Raw genomic sequence first — 17,693 nt, 5'->3', positions numbered from 1 at the left:
GGTAATTAATTATCCCGAAGTTTCGGGATCAAAAAAAGCTTTTATGAATATTCTGGATGATTTAAAACTACAATATAAGTTAGGTGGAATTGCAATGCGCGTCATTTATTGGAACATAGCTTGTTTTGTAATTTCGTTGATATTTTTTTACCAATTTTCAGTAGGACAATTTGATTTTCCAAGTTGGTTAGCTTTATCATCAGATCCGCAGGTTTTTTTATTTAAACCCTGGACATTCTTAACGTATGCTTTTTTTCATGACGGATTTTGGCATTTGCTGTTTAATATGATGGTACTTAATTTTTCGAGTACTTTGTTTTTAACATACTTTACACAAAAACAATATTTAGGATTATATATTCTGAGTGCCATTTTTGCCGGTGTAATATTCGCCTTAAGCTATTATTTTTTAAATTATTCTGCTTCAATAGTTGGTGCTTCGGCTGCAATTATGGCAATTTTGGTTGCAACTACGACGTATCAGCCATTAATGAATATTCGTTTGTTATTAATTGGAAATGTAAAATTGTGGCATCTTACGGCAGTAATTCTAATTTTAGATTTAATGCAGTTTCGCATGGGAAACACAGGCGGTCACATTTCGCATCTTGCGGGTGCTGTTTTTGGTTTTATTTTTATTAAATTGCTTCAAAACGGAACCGATTTGAGCATAATAGTTTCTAAAACATTAGATTTTTTTACAAATCTATTCAGAAAATCACCATCGACCCCTTTCAAAAAAGTTCACAAGAATTACAATAAACCTACGCAAAAACCAATATCAAAAATTGTTGCGAAAGACAAAACACAACAGCAAATTGATGAAATTTTGGATAAAATCAGCCAGTCAGGATATGATTGTCTGACTAAAGAAGAAAAAGAATTTTTGTTTAAAGCAGGAAAATAATCCTTGTAATAAAGAAAACATGCAAAACCTTTCGTGGTTTAATAAAATAATGTTCTTTCTGAATATAGTATTAACTGTACTGACTTTTAGTATCTATATTTTACCTTTTCTGGCACCTAAAAGTTTTCCGCTTTTATCGGTGCTTACGCTCTTTATGCCGGCATTTTTTGTATTGAATGGGTTGTTCTTTATGTTTTGGGCAATTCAGTTTAAAAAGCGCCTTATTTTATCTGGTCTGGTATTGCTAACCGGAATTACGTTTATCAGTAAATTTTATAAATTCTCTCAAAAAGAATATGTTAAGGACGAAAAAGATTTCTCAGTAATGAGTTATAATGTGCGTCTTTTTAATGTTTTCAAGTGGTTAGACCGAGATGATATTCCGTCAAATATTAAAACGTTTATAGACGAAAAAGATCCCGATATTTTATGCATTCAGGAATATTCAAACTCAGCTCATTTAGATTTAAAAGTATATCCGCACCGTTATATTTTTATTGATGGAAATCAAATTAAAACCGGACAGGCTATTTTTTCTAAGTTTCCTATTCTTTACGAAGGAAATATTGTTTTTCCTAATTCAGATAACAACGTAATTTATGCTGATATAAAACGCGGGAAAGATATTATTCGAGTGTATAATATGCACTTGCAATCAATCAAGATTTCTCCTGATGTTGACAAGATTTCAAATGACATTGATAATGTGAATCAGCAAAAATCACAGCAGATTTATAGCAGAATCAGTAAAGGGTTTAGACAGCAGCAAGAACAGGCTGAAATTTTTAAAGAAAATATTAAACAATGCAAAAGCCCGATTATTATTTGTGGAGACATGAATAACAGTCCGTTTTCATATGTTTATCGAAGCATTAAAGGTAAACTCAAAGATTCTTTCGAAGAAGCAGGAGCAGGCTTTGGTGCAACTTATAAATTCCGTTATTATCCTGCAAGGATTGATTATATCTTTTCAGACAGTAAAATGAAAGTAAAACAATTTGAAAGTTTTTCTGATTTCGAAAATTCAGATCATTACCCAATTATGGCAAGAATTTCGATGGAATAAATTTAAAAGAAACATCAATTTTTAAATTCCAAATTCCACAAAAATATAAAAACGCTTATAGAAGTTTCTGTGTTTTTAGATAATCCATTGCAAATTTACCTTCGTTAAAAAGCAAATCCAATACACTTAAATTATTTATAAAGCCATGTTTATCGTCGAAAACCTGAGTATATTTTTCGAATGAATTAGGATCTTTTTTTCCGTTCGCCAGAATTCTGAAATCAGTCATGTTTTCAGCTTCAACAAAATATTCAGTAGTTTTTCCGAACTCTAATTTCATTCGTAAACATTTAGTCACAATATCTAAAACTTCCATATTTAAATCCATCAGGAATGTATGTTGTTTTTCGAAAACTGGACGAATGTCATCTTCAAAAAACTCAAAAAAAGGAGAACTTCTATATCCTGCTTCTAAAGATTTAAAATGCTGTTTTTGCCAGTCAAATTCATTCTCAATTAAAACATCTTTTGTTTTTTGATGTAATGTTTTAGAATGCTTTACAGGAATATTCAATAACTGAATCCCGTTTGGACTATAAATATAAGTACGGTTTCTGTTGGTTTGTTTTTGAAAATTATCTTCCATTTCAAAAGTAATATTTTCAGATTGAGCCATAACTGCAAAGTGGCTAATTGACGGAAAATAGGTAGGAAGTATTAAAGAGTTCATTGTGATTTTTTGTTTAATCGGTAAATCGTTTAACCGTACTTTTTAAGATACGATTAAACGATTTATCAGTTCAACGAATTAACGTTTTATGCTTTGTTTTCTTTTCTTTTTCTCCAGAAATATTCTCCAACAAAATAAGCTGCAAGAAGTATTAAGAAGTACTTAAAGTAAGATTGTGGTTGTCCTTCACCATCAACAGTAGTGAAAACTCTGTTCCAACGAATTTTATTAATTCCTTTACCGTTTGTATCCCAGCTCATCCAGATAAAAACTGGTTTCCCTACGATATGATTTTCAGGAACATATCCCCAATAACGGCTATCTTCAGAGTTATGACGGTTATCTCCCATCATCCAATAGTAATTCTGTTTGAAAGTATATGTATTAGCTTGTTTTCCATTAATTAAAAAGTGAGAACCGTCTAATTCTAAAGTATTTCCCTCATATTTAGTGATGATTTCTTTGTAAAAAGGAAGTGATTCATTTGTTAAGGCAACCGTTTTTCCTGCTTCAGGAATATAAATTGGTCCAAAATTATCCTGACTCCATTTGTTGATGTGTGGGAAAATGGCATTATCATTTCCTCTATCAATTTGTCTAATTACGGCTGTAATTCCAGGAGTATTTTTAAGACGTTCTGCACTCGCCTCTGTTAGCGCTCTAAAGTAAAGAGTGTCTCTTTTTTCGCTTTTAAAACCAGCTCCGTCAGTAATATCTAATTCTTTCAGTAAACTTTCAAAATCGATAGGCGTTTTTCCGTCTAAAGCAACTGAATAGGAGTATTGTGGTTTAGCACGTTCTGGTAAAACTAATTTTTTTCCATTGATAAAAACAAAACCGTCTTTTATAGATAAGCTGTCGCCGGGAATACCAACACATCTTTTTACATAATTTGATTTTTTATCGATCGGTTTTATTACGCCGGGTCTTCCTTTTGGTTCGTAGAAATAATGGACAGTATCAACCGGCCAGTTAAAAACGACAATATCTGTTCTTTTTATTTTTTCAAATGCAGGTAATCTAAAGTATGGCAATTGTGGCCAGCTTAAGTATGATTTTCTTTTAAAAAAAGGTATTGTATCGTGAACCATTGGCAACGCAACTGTTGTCATAGGAACTCTAGGGCCATAATTTACTTTACTTACAAATAAAAAGTCACCAATTAATAATGATTTTTCTAAAGATGAAGTCGGAATTGTATACGGTTGTACTAAATAAGTGTGTACTAAAGTTGCCACAATAATGGCAAAAAGTAAAGAACTTACAGTGTCAGCAGTTTTGTTTTCAGGAGTTAATTTGCGATCAGCATTATACTCTAATTTCTGTGTATAATTTACATAATAGATGTAAAAACCAAGTGTAAAAATTCCAAGAATAGTATCTAAAGTTGTTTTTTTACCAAACGTTCTTAAAGTTTCAACCCAAACAACCGGAAACATAATTAGGTTAATAATTGGAATAAAAAGTAACAATGTCCACCAGGTTGGTCGACTAATAATTTTCATTAAAATTATAGAATTATATACAGGAATTGCAGCTTCCCAGGTTTTTCTGCCGGCTGCCTGATACAATTTCCATGTTCCTATAAAATGAATAACTTGTACTGCTAAGAAAAAAACAAACCAAAGATATAGTGTCATAATATATTGTTTAAAGTTTCAAGTTTAAGGTTTTTGATTTTGGCCTTAAAATTTAAATCTGTTTATTTTAAGTTTAAAACATCTTTCATACTATAAATTCCCTTTTTACCGGCTAACCATTCGGCAGCAATCACGGCACCAAGAGCAAAACCTTCACGATTGTGCGCAGTATGTTTAAGTTCGATGCTGTCTACAATTGAATCGTAAGTTACAGTATGAGTTCCAGGAACATCACCAATTCTTTTTGCTTCAATATGAATTTCGTTGTTTTTTGCCTCGTCTAAAGTCCAGTTTGCGTAATTACTGTTTTCAATAACGCCTTTTGCTAACGAAATTGCAGTTCCGCTTGGCGCATCTAGTTTTTGAGTATGATGAATTTCTTCCATTGTCACTTTATACGAATCAAATTGTGACATTATTTTAGCTAAATATTCATTTAGTTCAAAGAAAATATTTACTCCTAAACTAAAATTAGAACTTGAAATAAAGCCGCTTTGTTTTTCATTACAAAGTGCTGTCATTTCATCAAAATGTTCTAACCAGCCTGTTGTGCCTGAAACGACAGGAACATTTGCATTAAAAGCATTCGAAATATTTGCTACGGCTGCAGTAGGAACGCTAAAATCGATGGCAACATCTGCTGTAGAAAGTCCGTCGTAAGTGTTGAATTCGTCCTTTTTTAAAACAATTTCATGACCTCTTTCTAAAGCAATTCGCTCGATTACTTTACCCATTTTTCCGTATCCTAAAAGCGCAATTTTCATTTTGTGTATATTTTTTTGAATTTTAAATAGAAATGAAATCTAGTTAAAACTTGTAATTAAAAGTTAGTCCAACATTTGGTTTAAATGTTACATCGTTGGGGTAAATTTCAGGTTTCATTGACAATCTTTCGTTTACATTAAACTGAATTAAAGCAGCGTCAACATTGGCGTCGATAATGTTTAAAGCGTAAAAAGCAACTACAAATAAGGCTGATAAATCTCTGTTTCGCTGATAGAATTTTTGCCCGGCAATAAGCCTGCTGTCATCTAGAAAATCATATTTATCATTATTATAGCCTTCTAATCTTCGTTTGTAGGCATTACGATAATCACGATATTTGTTGTTATTGTCAATGTAGAAATATAAACTGGTTCCAATTGCTCCGTAAACTAATGGAATTTTCCAGTACTTTTTATTGTATGCCTGACCTAAACCTGGTAAAATTGCGGAGTAAAAAGCTGCTTTTGCTGGCGTAAGCGGATCTATTTCTTCTAACTTAGTAGTGTCTTTAGCGATCAAAACCGTTTCTTTTTTTGCCTGGGCAAAAAGAGAGACGGTTCCTAAGAGAAAGAACAAAAGACTTATGGGGACAATTTTATTCACTATCCGTTTATTAATTTTATAATTCGATTAAAATCGGCTTCAGAACTAAAAGGAATTGTAATTTTTCCTTTTCCGTTACCAGCGACTTTAATATCAACTTTTGAACCAAAATAGTCGTTGAAAGTATTTTTTTGTGTTTCTCTAACTACAAATGAAGAATCAGCTTTAGGTTTTCCTTCTACTTTTGGTTTTAAGCTTTCGTGATAATTTTTTACTAATGTTTCTGTTTCACGAACGGATAAATTCTGACTTACGATTTTTTGGTAAATATCAGTCTGAATATCTAAATCTTCAATATTGATGATGGCACGGCCGTGTCCCATACTAATAAAACCGTCACGAATACCTGTTTGAATAATCGGATCAAGTTTTAAAAGACGTAAATAATTAGCAATTGTAGAACGTTTTTTACCCACACGTTCGCTCATTTGTTCTTGCGTTAATTGAATTTCGTCAATTAAACGTTGGTAAGAAAGAGCGATCTCAATTGGGTCTAAGTCATGACGTTGAATATTTTCAACCAAAGCCATAACCAATGATTCGTTATCATTCGCAATACGAATGTAAGCGGGAACCGTAGTTAAGCCAACTAAAGTTGAAGCACGCAAACGACGTTCTCCAGAAATTAACTGATATTTATTAAAGTCTAATTTACGAACAGTAATAGGTTGAATTACACCAAGTTCTTTAATAGAAGTGGCTAATTCGCGTAACGATTCTTCATTAAAATTGCTTCTAGGCTGAAACGGATTTATTTCTATAGCACTTATTTCAAGCTCAATAATATTTCCAACAACTTTGTCAGCATTTTTGTCTTCTACTGATACAATGTCATTTTCCGGATCTTTTAATAATGCTGATAATCCTCTACCTAAGGCTTGTTTTTTAATTGCTTTTGTCATAAAAACTATTTACTGTTTTTCTTTATAATTTCTTGAGCTAAGTTAATGTAATTAACTGCTCCTTTGCTGGTTGCGTCATAATTGATGATGCTTTCGCCAAAACTTGGAGCTTCGCTTAATTTTACATTTCGCTGAATAACGGTATCAAAAACCATATCGTTAAAGTGTTTTTGAACCTCTTCTACAACCTGATTTGATAAACGTAATCTGGAATCGTACATTGTTAGTAACAATCCTTCGATATCAAGATCCGGGTTGTGAATTTTTTGAATACTTTTTATCGTGTTCAATAATTTCCCTAATCCTTCAAGTGCAAAATATTCACACTGAATTGGAATAACTACAGAATCAGCCGCTGTTAAAGCATTCAAAGTTAATAATCCCAGAGAAGGCGCACAGTCGATGATGATGTAATCATATTCATCTTTTACACTTTCTAATGCTTTTTTAAGCATATATTCTCTGTTTTCTTTATCAACCAATTCGATTTCGATGGCAACAAGGTCAATGTGAGCAGGTATCACATCAACATTTGGAGCTGAACATTGAACTATAGTTTCTTTTGGGGTGTGACTATGTTCAAGTATTTGATAGGTACCGATTTCAACAGATTCTACATCAATCCCAAGACCAGACGTAGCATTTGCCTGAGGATCAGCATCAATCAATAATACTTTCTTTTCTAAAACACCTAATGAGGCTGCAAGATTTACAGATGTAGTAGTCTTTCCAACGCCTCCTTTTTGATTAGCAATCGCAATGATTTTGCCCATTTATTTTCTGAATTTTGAACCGTAAAAATACAATTATTTATGGTTTTTGAAAATCTATTTTGTTAACATTTGATAAACTTTGATTTACCGTTGTTTCGTGCGTGTTTAGCGGATTTTAATTTTTAGAATAAGGAAAAACAGATATGAAAACCCGCACTATTTTTTCTTTAAAACGCTCTCAAAATTCAATATAGTTAAAATTTAATTTACAAACATGAATTTCACTTTAGATTTAAACTAATTTTTCTCTTTTAAATCTTTAACCAAACTTGCCGTGAAATATAAAATTGTAATTCCGCCCAATACAATACACAACCACATAAACCATCCTTGTTGCCAAAAAGATTTTTTCTCAGCTTGGTTTTTCGATGAAACAATTTGTTTAATCTCGTAAATGTTGGTTTGAGGTAATTTTCCGGTAATGCTATTTTTAAAATCAGAAAGATCATATTCAGGTTCATTCAGGTTTTTATTGCCTGTTTTTAGACTGTACTTTTCATTTGCATTTAAATCTACAATAACAGAAACGGGTTTTTGACTGTATTTTACAGATGAAATTGTTAAAGGCTGATTGTCTTTGTTTTCTATTTTTAAGTAGAAATCTTTTTCGAATATTTCAGGAATTGTAAAAATGTTTTTTGTGTTTGAATTTAATTCAAATGAAACAATTTCTTCGTCGTATATTTCTGATTTGTGCTTTATTTGTTGTTTTACTTTCTTGTAAATAATAGCATTACGTTTGTAAAAAGTTGGTTCCGAAATCTTAAAAGCAATTTGATTGATGATTTGTGGCGCATCAAAAAGAAAATGAATTTCTGTTTGTTTTTGAGATGTAAGTTCAGTTCTGACGAATTTTTCAGGTTTGATTTCCTGCAATATGTTTTTTTGAAGCTGAGCGTTAAAATTTCCAACTTTTAAAATATTAATTGGAAGTGTTTTTCGATCATCAAAATCAATTTTTAAATATTTATATGTGCTTAACGGATATGAAATTGTTTTTACAACACTAGTTTCTGATGAACTGTTTAAGTTATCTAAAGTTTGAGAATTTGATATTCCGAACCATTCTGTCTGATCGTTGCTTCCTGATATAGAATAATTTTTTACAACATCGGCATTTGCAATAAATAACGAAAGCTGGTTGTTGTTTTTAACGGATGGAATGGCAACAATAACAGAAGTGCTTTTTTTTGGGGATACTGTTTTTGAAACAATAGTGTATTCTTCAAAAGTACTTAATAATGTTTCTGAATTACTTTGGATAAAATACGGAACCTCGATTCCTTTCGCATTAAAAATTCTGATGTCGCTTAAATCTTGTTTAGAATATGATCTGATTTCAGGAGACAAAACAATTTCATGGAAACCGTTTTCTGCAACTTCTTTTATTTTTCCCGTTGTTTGAAATTGGGCAAACGAAAGGTTTGTTAAAAATAAAAGTATAAAAAGACTATTTAATTTCATGGGTTTCACTAGTAGGTTTGTTTTCATCAATAACTAAAACTTTAATTTTTTGATACACAAAAGAGATGATCAAAATCAGGATTCCTAAAAGGATAAACGATATAATTTTTCCGGTTTCGGAAATGTTGCTGATGTCGTAGAAAAATAATTTTACGATTGTTAATCCAAGTAAACTTAAAGCAATAATTCGAAGTGTTTTAACTTGCTTTTTTATACCAACGATTAGAAATATAAATGCTAAAACTCCCCAAAGAATAGGAAAACCTGTTTTGATTATTTTAGTTCTTGCTAAATCAATAAAGTCATCTGCAATGAAATCTCGTAAGTATGGCAAATCATTTTTGTAACTTAAATACATAGAACTTGCTTGTATGTTTTGAGTTGTAACAGGTGAATTCATAAATACAAGGCCATGAAGCATAACTTCTGAACTGGCAATGTAGATAATAAAAAAAGAAGCTACCCAGATAAAATATTTATTTTTAAAAAAAGCCAAATCAGTTTTTTTACTAATTTGAAACAATTGATATGCAGCATAAACCGTGATAAACAATGTAACATAATGCAAATAAAAAGCAATTGATTTTCCGGTTCCGGAACCGATGATTTCTTTGTGTTCTAAAAATGGGTAGTTCGAAAACCAAAATGCAAATAAAACAATATTAACAACAATCAGTACGGTTGCAGCTTGATATCCTGATAATGTTTTTTTCTTGATGATGAATGAAGAAAATACTATAGAAAACAGTAAATGATACAAGATTGGTAACGAAATGGCGCTGTAAATACTTTCGATATGATTGTTAGATTGATAAATAACTTCAAATAAACCAGTTAAATAAGTTATTAAAAGACCAGTTCCTAAAAAACTGTTTTTATATGTTTCAGGATCAAATATGCTATTAAATGAAGAATTTTCCTGTGATTCTTTTTTTAATAGATATAAAACTGCAAATAAGGAACATGAAGCAAAAATACCTGTGCTAAATATTGGATTAATAATGATATTTAGGGCTAAATCGCTTCTATAGTATTTATTCCAATCCATAATCAGACTAAAAAGCATTAAAATATGAACGATTAACGAGCCAAATCGATAGCTTGAAATTTTAGATTTTTGAGAAAGCCATAATAATAAAACGGCTTCGGCTGCCCAGAATAATGTGATATAGTTGCCTTCAAACTGAATAGGGATGGCAAGTGTTATAAAAGTTAGCGTTAATCCAATTAATAAATAAACGGCCTTTTTGTCTAAACCGAATTTTTTATATAAAAATGTAGCATACACCAAATTTAATAATGCTATAGTTGCCGTAAATAAGCCTCTGTATTCGGGATGATAATCTTTTAAAATAACCATTCCTGCGGCATAAAACAAAAAGGTATTGCTGGCTAAAATGGTTAATTGTGTTTTTGAGAATTCTCCTTTTGATTTAATATTATTAATGATATTCATTAAAATAAAAATGAAGTAGAAAGCAAAACCAAATGAAAGCGCCCCAACATAATGTGGTTTTCCGGAGCTGATGTCTTTAAACAACCATCCGCCATATAACAGAACAGTAAATAGGTAAGCAAGAACATTGACAAGATTCCATTTTTTATAATAAGCGATAGCTAATATTCCGATGTTCAGAATAATGATATAACTAAAAAGAACGACATAATTTCCTTCGCCCGTACTGACCATAAACGGAACTGCAAAACCTCCAATTAAGGAAAGAACGGCAAGTTCGATTCGGTTATACGATAATGAAACCAGCGCACTAAAAGCGGTTATAACAACCATTATACTAAAGGCGACAGTTTGATTGAATAAATGATAATCATGAAAAGCGATTCCGATTGTAAAGTAAAAAATGGCAATCGCGCCCGCCACAATAACAGAACTAAAAGCAGCATAATTTTTACGGAGTTTATGCGCAATTCCCATTACAAGAACGCCACATAAAACACCAATTCCAACACGTGCCGGTTCGTTGATCCAGTCTTTGTCGATAGCATATTTTACAAAATAACTAATTCCTAAAACCAGAATTAAAACACCAATTTTGTTGATTAGGTTTTCTCCAATAAATTTTTCTAAATCCGGATTTTGTTCTTTAAAATTTTCCCAGAATGATTTTTCCGGCTCAACAGGAACAAAAGGTTTTGGAGCTACTTTAGGCTCAACCGGTTTAGGTGGAGTATGTATACTTGCAGATAAAGCAATTTTTTCTAATTCTTCATCACTTATTTTTTCTTCCGGAACTTCTTTTTTAAGTGGTTCAGGAATTATTGGTTTCGATTGCTCTGGTGTAATCTTAATTTCCTCATGTTTAATAACAGGAATTGGCGTTGGCTGAAGATTTTCAATAGGTTTTTCGGTAACTTTTAGAAGATCTATTTTTTTGCTAAGTCTTTTAATGTCGTCTTCGAGACTGTCAAAACGACCTTTTATTGTATTGAGAACGTAAATTAAAAGACAAAATAAAACTACTAAAAGAAAAACTTCCATATTGTATTTAATAAGATGTTATGAATTGGTAAATATAATAACAATTTGATAGGGTAAGTTTTTTTTGCTTAAAAAGAATTAAAATTGAAATCATGGAAAATTAATTATTTTTCCATGATTTCAATTTTTACTTTAATCACGCCGCTGCCTTTGTTTGAAGCAATATCCATAAAAGCTTTTTCTGTAAGGTCAATTTCTCTTCCGTTAATAAATGGACCTCTATCTGTAACTTTTACAATAACATATTTTTTATTTCTCGGGTTGGTAACTTTTAATATTGTACCAAAAGGGAGTTTTTTATGAGCAGCAGTCAGCTTACTGTTGTCGAATCTTTTACCGCTTGCTGTTTTTCGTCCGTTAAATTTATTGTGGTAATAAGAAGCATGAGCATTTTCTTTATATAATCTAAATGATTTACATTCAATATCCTGATCTTTAAGTTCTTGGTTTTGTTGTGCCACAGCTGTTAAAGAGATGAGGAAAATAATATATAATAGTATTTTTTTCATTTTTCAATTTTTCTTGCAAAGAGATGTAATTGCGAGAAATTTGATGTTTTATTGAAGTCATATTTATGGTATATAAAGACATTTTTTGTTTTTATATTAAAATAAATCCCTGTTTCTTTTGGAAACAGGGATTTGAAAGAAACTTATACTTTTGAAACAAGTGTGTAATTGATGAAACCGATGTTAATCAACAATTACGCTGCATTGTCTTTCATTTTTTTAGTTTATGGATTTAAAAACCATACATGCCACCCGAAACGGAAATTTGTTCTCCCGTAATCCAAGCTGCATCATCAGAAGCAAGAAATACGGCTGCTTTGGCAATATCTTCGGGCTGACCTCTGCGACCAAGAGGTGTATTTGCTATAAACATTTTTTCATACTCGCTGCCAGGAGTGACGCCCGCACTATGTGCACCTTCTGTTTCTGTAGCGCCCGGCAAAATAGAATTGATACGAACGTTTTTTACGCCCAGTTCTTTCGATAATGAAATCGTTATGGCATCTAATGCTGCTTTAGTTGCAGAGTACAATGAAGCTGCCGGGAGTGGATATTTACTTGCACCCGAACTGATATTGATAATATTACCGCCTTTATTGCCAAATAGTTTTAAAGATGCCTGGATAGTAAGTATAGGACCTAAAACGTTGACATTGAAATGCTGATGAAAAGCTTCTGCCGATGCTTGTTCAATAGGTAAGAACTGCTGAAAAACTGCGTTATTTACCAAAATATCCAACGTGCCAAAAGCCTTCTTTGTTTCTTCAAACAATCTGATGACATCGGCTTCTTTCGATACATCGGCCTGTACCGCAATGGCTGTACCTCCATTATCGGTTATCTCTTTAACTACTTTGTCAGCTCCTTCTTTGCTTGAAGCATAATTGACTACAACTTTTGCGCCTTCTTTGGCAAAGTGTTTTGCGATAGATGCACCTATTCCTTTTGAAGCACCGGTAACTACGGCAACTTTATTTTTTAATTTACTCATTTTGAAAATTATTTTAATTATTTAGCCAAATAGGTCATACCTCCATCAACAAGAAGTTCTGCACCAAGCATAAAGGAAGAATCATCTGAAGCCAGAAAAACTGCTGTTTTGCCAATGTCAGATGGTTGTCCAATCCTGCCTATCGGCATTTCACCTGCAAAGTGTGTTTTTAGACCTTCAATTTGTTCTGCGGGAACAAACTTCTCGAATGCCGGCGTATCTGTTGTGCCCGGTGTTATAACATTTGCCCTGATCCTTCTGCCTAAAAGGTCGCTTGAAAATCCTTTTGCAAGATAGATTACTGCTGCTTTTGCAGCACCATATAATGTAAATGACGGATATGCCCGATGTGCTGCGTTTGACCCGATAAGAATAATAGAACCGCCATCATTCATATAAGGCAGTGCTTTATGAACAGTGAAGTAAACACTTTTCAGGTTTAGATCCATCGTCTTGTCATAGTCGGTTTCCCCTATATTTTCTACAGTTCCTACGATTCCGCCACCCGCATTGGCGACAATCACATCTATTTTACCAAATTTTTCAGATGTTACTGCAAATATTTTTTCTAAGTCGGCAACATTGGTTACATCTGCATTTATGGCTATAAAATCATCTCCAAGTTGAGCCACAGAACTATCTAAGGTTTTCTGATTTCTGCCGACAATAACTCCTGCGGCGCCTTCATTTTTAAATGCTTCAGCAATACCAAATCCGATTCCGCTATTGCCGCCTGTAATCACGACAACCTTATTTTTTAATTTATTCATTTTTGTTAAATTTAATTGTGAGCGACAAAGTTAGATAAGGGAAGTTATTTTTAGTAACTTTGTACTGAAAAATAACAGTAACATAGAGGTAACAAAGTAACATTATGGGGTGTAAAATAGAAGAGTTTAAACAGGAACAAAAGAAAAGAATGAGAGCTGTTCAAGATTCAATGGACGTGCTGAATGGAAAATGGAAGATTGCTATTATCACGTCTATTTGTTGTTACGGTAAAAGACGATTTTCTGATATTTTGAATGATATAGAAGGAATTTCTAACAGAATGTTGAGTAAAGAATTAAAAGAATTAGAAATAAACCAATTGGTAAAACGAACTGTTTTAGATACACAACCGATAACAGTTCAATATGAACTTACAGAACACGGTAATACGTTACAAACCATAATCAGTAATCTGACAGATTGGGGAATAACGCACAGAAAAGAAATTGTCGGGAAATAATGTTCTGTGTTTGAGTTTTGTGCAAAAAAAAAGTCTTTCCAAGTAAATGAAAAGACTTTTGTCGGGGTGGCAGGACGACCTACCTATTTCTTAATTCGTTGATTTTATTGGTGTTCTCAAGTACTCTTCCAAAAAGGGTAGCCGAATAGGTCTCATTTATAATGACTTACCTTGTAGCCCTTTGTTTCCTTGATCAATTTAATTGCAGTCAGTCAATGTACTTTTATAGATGTAAAGATATTAAAAATGTCAATATAATACAAACATATAATAATCCCTATCGTGAATTATCAAGGCTGTAAATTGAATAAATTGTACTTTGGATTATACTTTTTCGGTATGATTTGATTTTTAATTGTAAAAAAAATGAAAAATTTAAACCGAACTTAGATGGTCATTTTATTTCACAAATAGTAGCCAAATACGCTGATTTTCCCAATTAATATGATTAAGTTTTATTTTAAAATAATCTTTGTATTTGTAAAGTCATATTTGTAGTTAACTATATTCTGATTTAATATCAATTCAATCACTTCATCAATAACTGTTAAAGGAACTTTAAACCATTCTCTAGGTATAAATCTATTCCCAGATTTATCATATAAATCAATATTTAAACATGCCTCAGCAAAAAAACGGTGCAAAAGGCTTTCAAAAGCTTTTACATTTAAACTATAACAGTTGTAAGAGGCAACAATTTCTACATCTGCAAATAAATATGTAGCTTCATTTGAAGCATTTTTTATTCGCTCTTTTATTGGGTTTTTAGAAAATCCTATTTTATAAAGATCTTCTATTTTTTTGATTTCTGGGTTTTCTGATTTCGATTTTAAAATATAAATCCAGCCACTTTGTATATGCTCTTCACCAACTGCACCAAAATTTTGCTGTAATTGATTGTCCAGGTCTTTATCTCTGTTTGTAATAATTTTTCCATTTTTTTGAATGGCTTTACCTAACGATCTAAATAACATGTTTGAAACAGTTCCGTTTTCAAATATTGTAACTGTTCGTCCTTCTATACGCATCCTATCACCCGTTTTAATTTCCATTAAAGTCCTTTCAGCATTAGAAACTTCAAGATAAGCCAGTATTCCATCTACTAAATAGAAATTTCCCTCAATCAGATTATTTTCTGCATTAGAAAAATCAAGTAGTTTTCGTTTGCCAGTTTTTAAATCTTTGTGAACTTCTTGAAACATGATTTCATATTTCTTAAATTCTCGCTCAGACATAGACTTTCGTTGTGCAATATAATCAGCGTTAGCTCTACTAGGTCCTTTAGGAGTGTATTTAAATTCAAAAATAGAATCATCTCCTATGTCTTCTAATAAACCAAGAGAATCATCATTTAAAATATCATCAATGGTTTCAATTTGAAGTTCAACATCACCTAATAAATTAAATCGATCAAAAGCTTTTAAAATACTTTTCTTGCGCTCATTATTTTTAAATTCTTTCAGTCGTGAACACAAAGAATATTCGGACATCGAAGATGTAGATGGCTCTCTTTTATTCTTTTCAAAAAATAAATTAATTTCCTCAAAAGAATCAATCAAACGATCTTCGTCGGTTCGGACAAAGTTCTGTTTCCCTTTTGATTCTAATAAACCAAAATCATCATCATTAAAAATATCATCTAAACTTTTAGCCATTTTGAATTTTTCTACGTTTTGCTTCTTGCAAAATTAATAAAGCTTGAGCTAATCGTTGTTCTTTTGAATCATAAGAATTAATGTCCGGTGCTTTTCCTGTATTTGTTTTCCAACGTTTAATCGCTTCCCAAGAAGCTATAGCTTCTTCTTCCGTCATTTCAATTTTGGTTATATTAATAGTGTCTTGAATTGATTTCAAGATAGAGGTTGTAACATTTTTAGATAAAATTTCAAACGCTTTTTGGAACGGATTGACAGTATCTATTAAATCTATATGAATGTCATCAATATTCACAAAGCTACCAGCCATACGTATAAATTTTTTAGTCCCATGTTCCTCCACTTCACTATTTTTAATTACAGAATCTACTACTACATACTGTCGTATTGCCTCGACATCCTCTGCTGCTAAATCAGGGTAAATTTCGCGAATTATTTTTGGAATAAGTACTGTGTTGATTATTTCAGGTTCCAAATTTCCTGGTAAAGCTTTTAGCATAGTGTCGTCTTGAAGAATACGTGCTTTTAAGTCATTTAAATCACTTTCAATTATGTCTTTTGCCCTTTGTGAAGTCGGTTTTTTAAAACCTCTTATTTTTATGGTATTTTCATCTGAATCCTCTTCTTCTCCTTCATTATCAATATCGTCCATTGGTTTAAACTTGAAGTTCGGAGCTAATACTTGTTCCATCAATAGAGAAGCAGTTATCGCTTTGAGCATATTATTTACTGCCAAACGGACATCATCATCTACGGCATCGGGTTGAGCTATTAAGTTGGTAAATTGGGCATGTGACTTGTTATTGCTATCGCGAGTTGCACGACCAATAATCTGGATAATTTCTGTTAGAGAACCTCTGTATCCAATGGTTAGAGCATGCTGGCAAAAAGGCCAGTCAAAACCTTCTTTTGCCATACCTAAGGCAATAATCATATCAATATCTTCGGGAGTTTTTACCCCACGTAAGTAAGCAACAATTTTATCCCTTTCCTTTTGATTGTCATTGACTAAATCTGCAATTTTCAAAATACGTCCTGAACGTTTACTTTTTACAAATAAAACACCTGTTTCTGTATCTTGATATTCTAATTCTCCTATACAGTCTATAACATGATTTACTTCTTCAAATTTATCTCCGGAAGACTCAGCTGAATTGACACTAGGAATATGAATAATTGTTTTCAGATTCTCATTTAATATTTCTTCTAAAGCTGACATATTACGTTCAGGTTGTACTTTATAGTAACGCCCCTGATAAAAATGATAACCTATTCCTAACGATTTTAAATATTCGTAACCGTTTAGTTGATCGTAATAGTTATAAGTAACTTTAATGAATTTTTCTTCATCCTCTGGCAAGAGCACTGGGACACTATCTCCGCGAAAATAGGACCCTGTCATTGCTACTATATGGGCGGAAGATTTCTCCATTATCTTTCGCATCACATTTCCTAAAATATTATCTCCATCCGCTGAAACATGATGAAATTCATCAATAGCAAGTAAGCAATTGTTGAAATCAGATTCTTGCAGACGTTCAAAAGCAAAACGTAAAGTAGCATGGGTACAAATTAATATTTTTGAATCTGATTTTAAAAATTCAGCAAAGGCTTTTACCTTGGCTTTATCACTTCCAGGAGAACACAAATTATATTTTTGATGCAATTCCCAATCAGCATAAAAGCCGTATTTTTTTAATTCTGTTGGAGCAAATGAATTCCCAATAGATCTTTCAGGCACTGCTACAATAGCTTTTTTTAATCCTTGATTAATTAGTTTGTCCAATGCAAGAAACATTAAAGCTCGTGATTTTCCTGATGCAGGGGGTGCTTTTAATAATAAATATTTTGCTGTTCGTGACTCATATGCTTTTGCCTGCATTTCACGCATCCCTAATTCATTCGTAGATTTACTTTTACCTGTTTGACCGTAGGTAACATTATGGAAAAAACGGTCAAATTGACCATAGATTTTCAGTTTAAAATGATCACTCGATTCGGAGCAAACTGATCACCTAAT

At 32.1% G+C, this 17,693-nt stretch carries 16 protein-coding genes; 3 read left to right on the top strand and 13 right to left on the bottom strand.

Going from position 1 to position 17,693, the window contains the following annotated elements:
- Positions 1-43: 43 nt before the first annotated feature.
- Both GKZ86_RS22700 and GKZ86_RS22695 read left to right on the top strand, forming a co-directional pair.
- Positions 44-907, top strand: coding sequence for a rhomboid family intramembrane serine protease (locus GKZ86_RS22700; protein WP_154785328.1), 864 nt, complete (start codon positions 44-46; stop codon positions 905-907).
- A gap of 19 nt (positions 908-926) precedes the next feature.
- Positions 927-1,973, top strand: coding sequence for an endonuclease/exonuclease/phosphatase family protein (locus GKZ86_RS22695; RefSeq protein WP_194632529.1), 1,047 nt, complete (start codon positions 927-929; stop codon positions 1,971-1,973).
- A 55-nt stretch (positions 1,974-2,028) separates the two neighbouring features.
- On the opposite strand, the gene GKZ86_RS22690 is transcribed toward GKZ86_RS22695, so the two are convergent.
- From GKZ86_RS22690 to GKZ86_RS22640, 11 genes are all read right to left on the bottom strand, one after another.
- Complete coding sequence (locus GKZ86_RS22690; protein ID WP_154785327.1) at positions 2,029-2,643, bottom strand: WbqC family protein; 615 nt, start codon at positions 2,641-2,643, stop codon at positions 2,029-2,031.
- Positions 2,644-2,729: 86 nt separating this feature from the next.
- Positions 2,730-4,283, bottom strand: coding sequence for a signal peptidase I (gene lepB, locus GKZ86_RS22685; protein ID WP_154785326.1), 1,554 nt, complete (start codon positions 4,281-4,283; stop codon positions 2,730-2,732).
- A gap of 62 nt (positions 4,284-4,345) precedes the next feature.
- Positions 4,346-5,047, bottom strand: coding sequence for a 4-hydroxy-tetrahydrodipicolinate reductase (dapB, locus tag GKZ86_RS22680; protein WP_154785325.1), 702 nt, complete (start codon positions 5,045-5,047; stop codon positions 4,346-4,348).
- 43 nt (positions 5,048-5,090) lie between these two features.
- A complete protein-coding gene (locus GKZ86_RS22675; protein ID WP_194632528.1) occupies positions 5,091-5,651 on the bottom strand; it encodes a DUF5683 domain-containing protein in 561 nt (186 codons plus the stop codon).
- Complete coding sequence (locus GKZ86_RS22670; protein WP_154785324.1) at positions 5,651-6,553, bottom strand: ParB/RepB/Spo0J family partition protein; 903 nt, start codon at positions 6,551-6,553, stop codon at positions 5,651-5,653. Before GKZ86_RS22670 ends, GKZ86_RS22675 begins: the two co-directional genes overlap by 1 nt.
- A 5-nt stretch (positions 6,554-6,558) precedes the next feature.
- A complete protein-coding gene (locus GKZ86_RS22665; protein WP_029272236.1) occupies positions 6,559-7,326 on the bottom strand; it encodes a ParA family protein in 768 nt (255 codons plus the stop codon).
- 237 nt (positions 7,327-7,563) lie between these two features.
- The gene (locus tag GKZ86_RS22660; protein WP_154785323.1) at positions 7,564-8,790 is read right to left on the bottom strand and encodes a hypothetical protein; all 1,227 of its coding nucleotides are present in this window, start codon (positions 8,788-8,790) and stop codon (positions 7,564-7,566) included.
- Entirely contained in the window at positions 8,777-11,287 is a 2,511-nt protein-coding gene (locus GKZ86_RS22655; protein ID WP_154785322.1) for a DUF2339 domain-containing protein, read from the bottom strand. The genes GKZ86_RS22660 and GKZ86_RS22655 overlap by 14 nt, the downstream gene beginning before the upstream one ends.
- Before the next feature lie 104 nt (positions 11,288-11,391).
- Complete coding sequence (locus GKZ86_RS22650) at positions 11,392-11,796, bottom strand: septal ring lytic transglycosylase RlpA family protein (RefSeq protein WP_154785321.1); 405 nt, start codon at positions 11,794-11,796, stop codon at positions 11,392-11,394.
- Between the two features lie 232 nt (positions 11,797-12,028).
- Positions 12,029-12,787 carry an SDR family NAD(P)-dependent oxidoreductase gene (locus tag GKZ86_RS22645; protein WP_154785320.1) on the bottom strand — a complete coding sequence of 253 codons (759 nt, stop codon included), beginning with the start codon at positions 12,785-12,787 and terminating at the stop codon, positions 12,029-12,031.
- A gap of 17 nt (positions 12,788-12,804) precedes the next feature.
- Positions 12,805-13,557, bottom strand: a complete 753-nt coding sequence (locus tag GKZ86_RS22640) for an SDR family NAD(P)-dependent oxidoreductase (protein ID WP_154785319.1) — start codon at positions 13,555-13,557, stop codon at positions 12,805-12,807.
- Between the two features lie 104 nt (positions 13,558-13,661).
- On the opposite strand from GKZ86_RS22640, the gene GKZ86_RS22635 reads away from it, so the two are divergent.
- Positions 13,662-14,018 carry a helix-turn-helix domain-containing protein gene (locus tag GKZ86_RS22635; RefSeq protein ID WP_154785318.1) on the top strand — a complete coding sequence of 119 codons (357 nt, stop codon included), beginning with the start codon at positions 13,662-13,664 and terminating at the stop codon, positions 14,016-14,018.
- A gap of 455 nt (positions 14,019-14,473) precedes the next feature.
- Here GKZ86_RS22635 and GKZ86_RS22630 read toward each other — a convergent pair whose 3' ends face one another.
- The gene (locus GKZ86_RS22630; protein ID WP_154785317.1) at positions 14,474-15,673 is read right to left on the bottom strand and encodes a GIY-YIG nuclease family protein; all 1,200 of its coding nucleotides are present in this window, start codon (positions 15,671-15,673) and stop codon (positions 14,474-14,476) included.
- The gene (locus GKZ86_RS22625) at positions 15,666-17,555 is read right to left on the bottom strand and encodes a DEAD/DEAH box helicase (RefSeq protein WP_230328257.1); all 1,890 of its coding nucleotides are present in this window, start codon (positions 17,553-17,555) and stop codon (positions 15,666-15,668) included. Before GKZ86_RS22625 ends, GKZ86_RS22630 begins: the two co-directional genes overlap by 8 nt.
- Between the last annotated feature and the right edge of the window lie 138 nt (positions 17,556-17,693).

It is taken from the genome of Flavobacterium sp. LC2016-13, assembly GCF_009707955.1.
GTDB lineage: Bacteria > Bacteroidota > Bacteroidia > Flavobacteriales > Flavobacteriaceae > Flavobacterium.
This window is presented reverse-complemented; position numbering and strand designations above follow the sequence as displayed.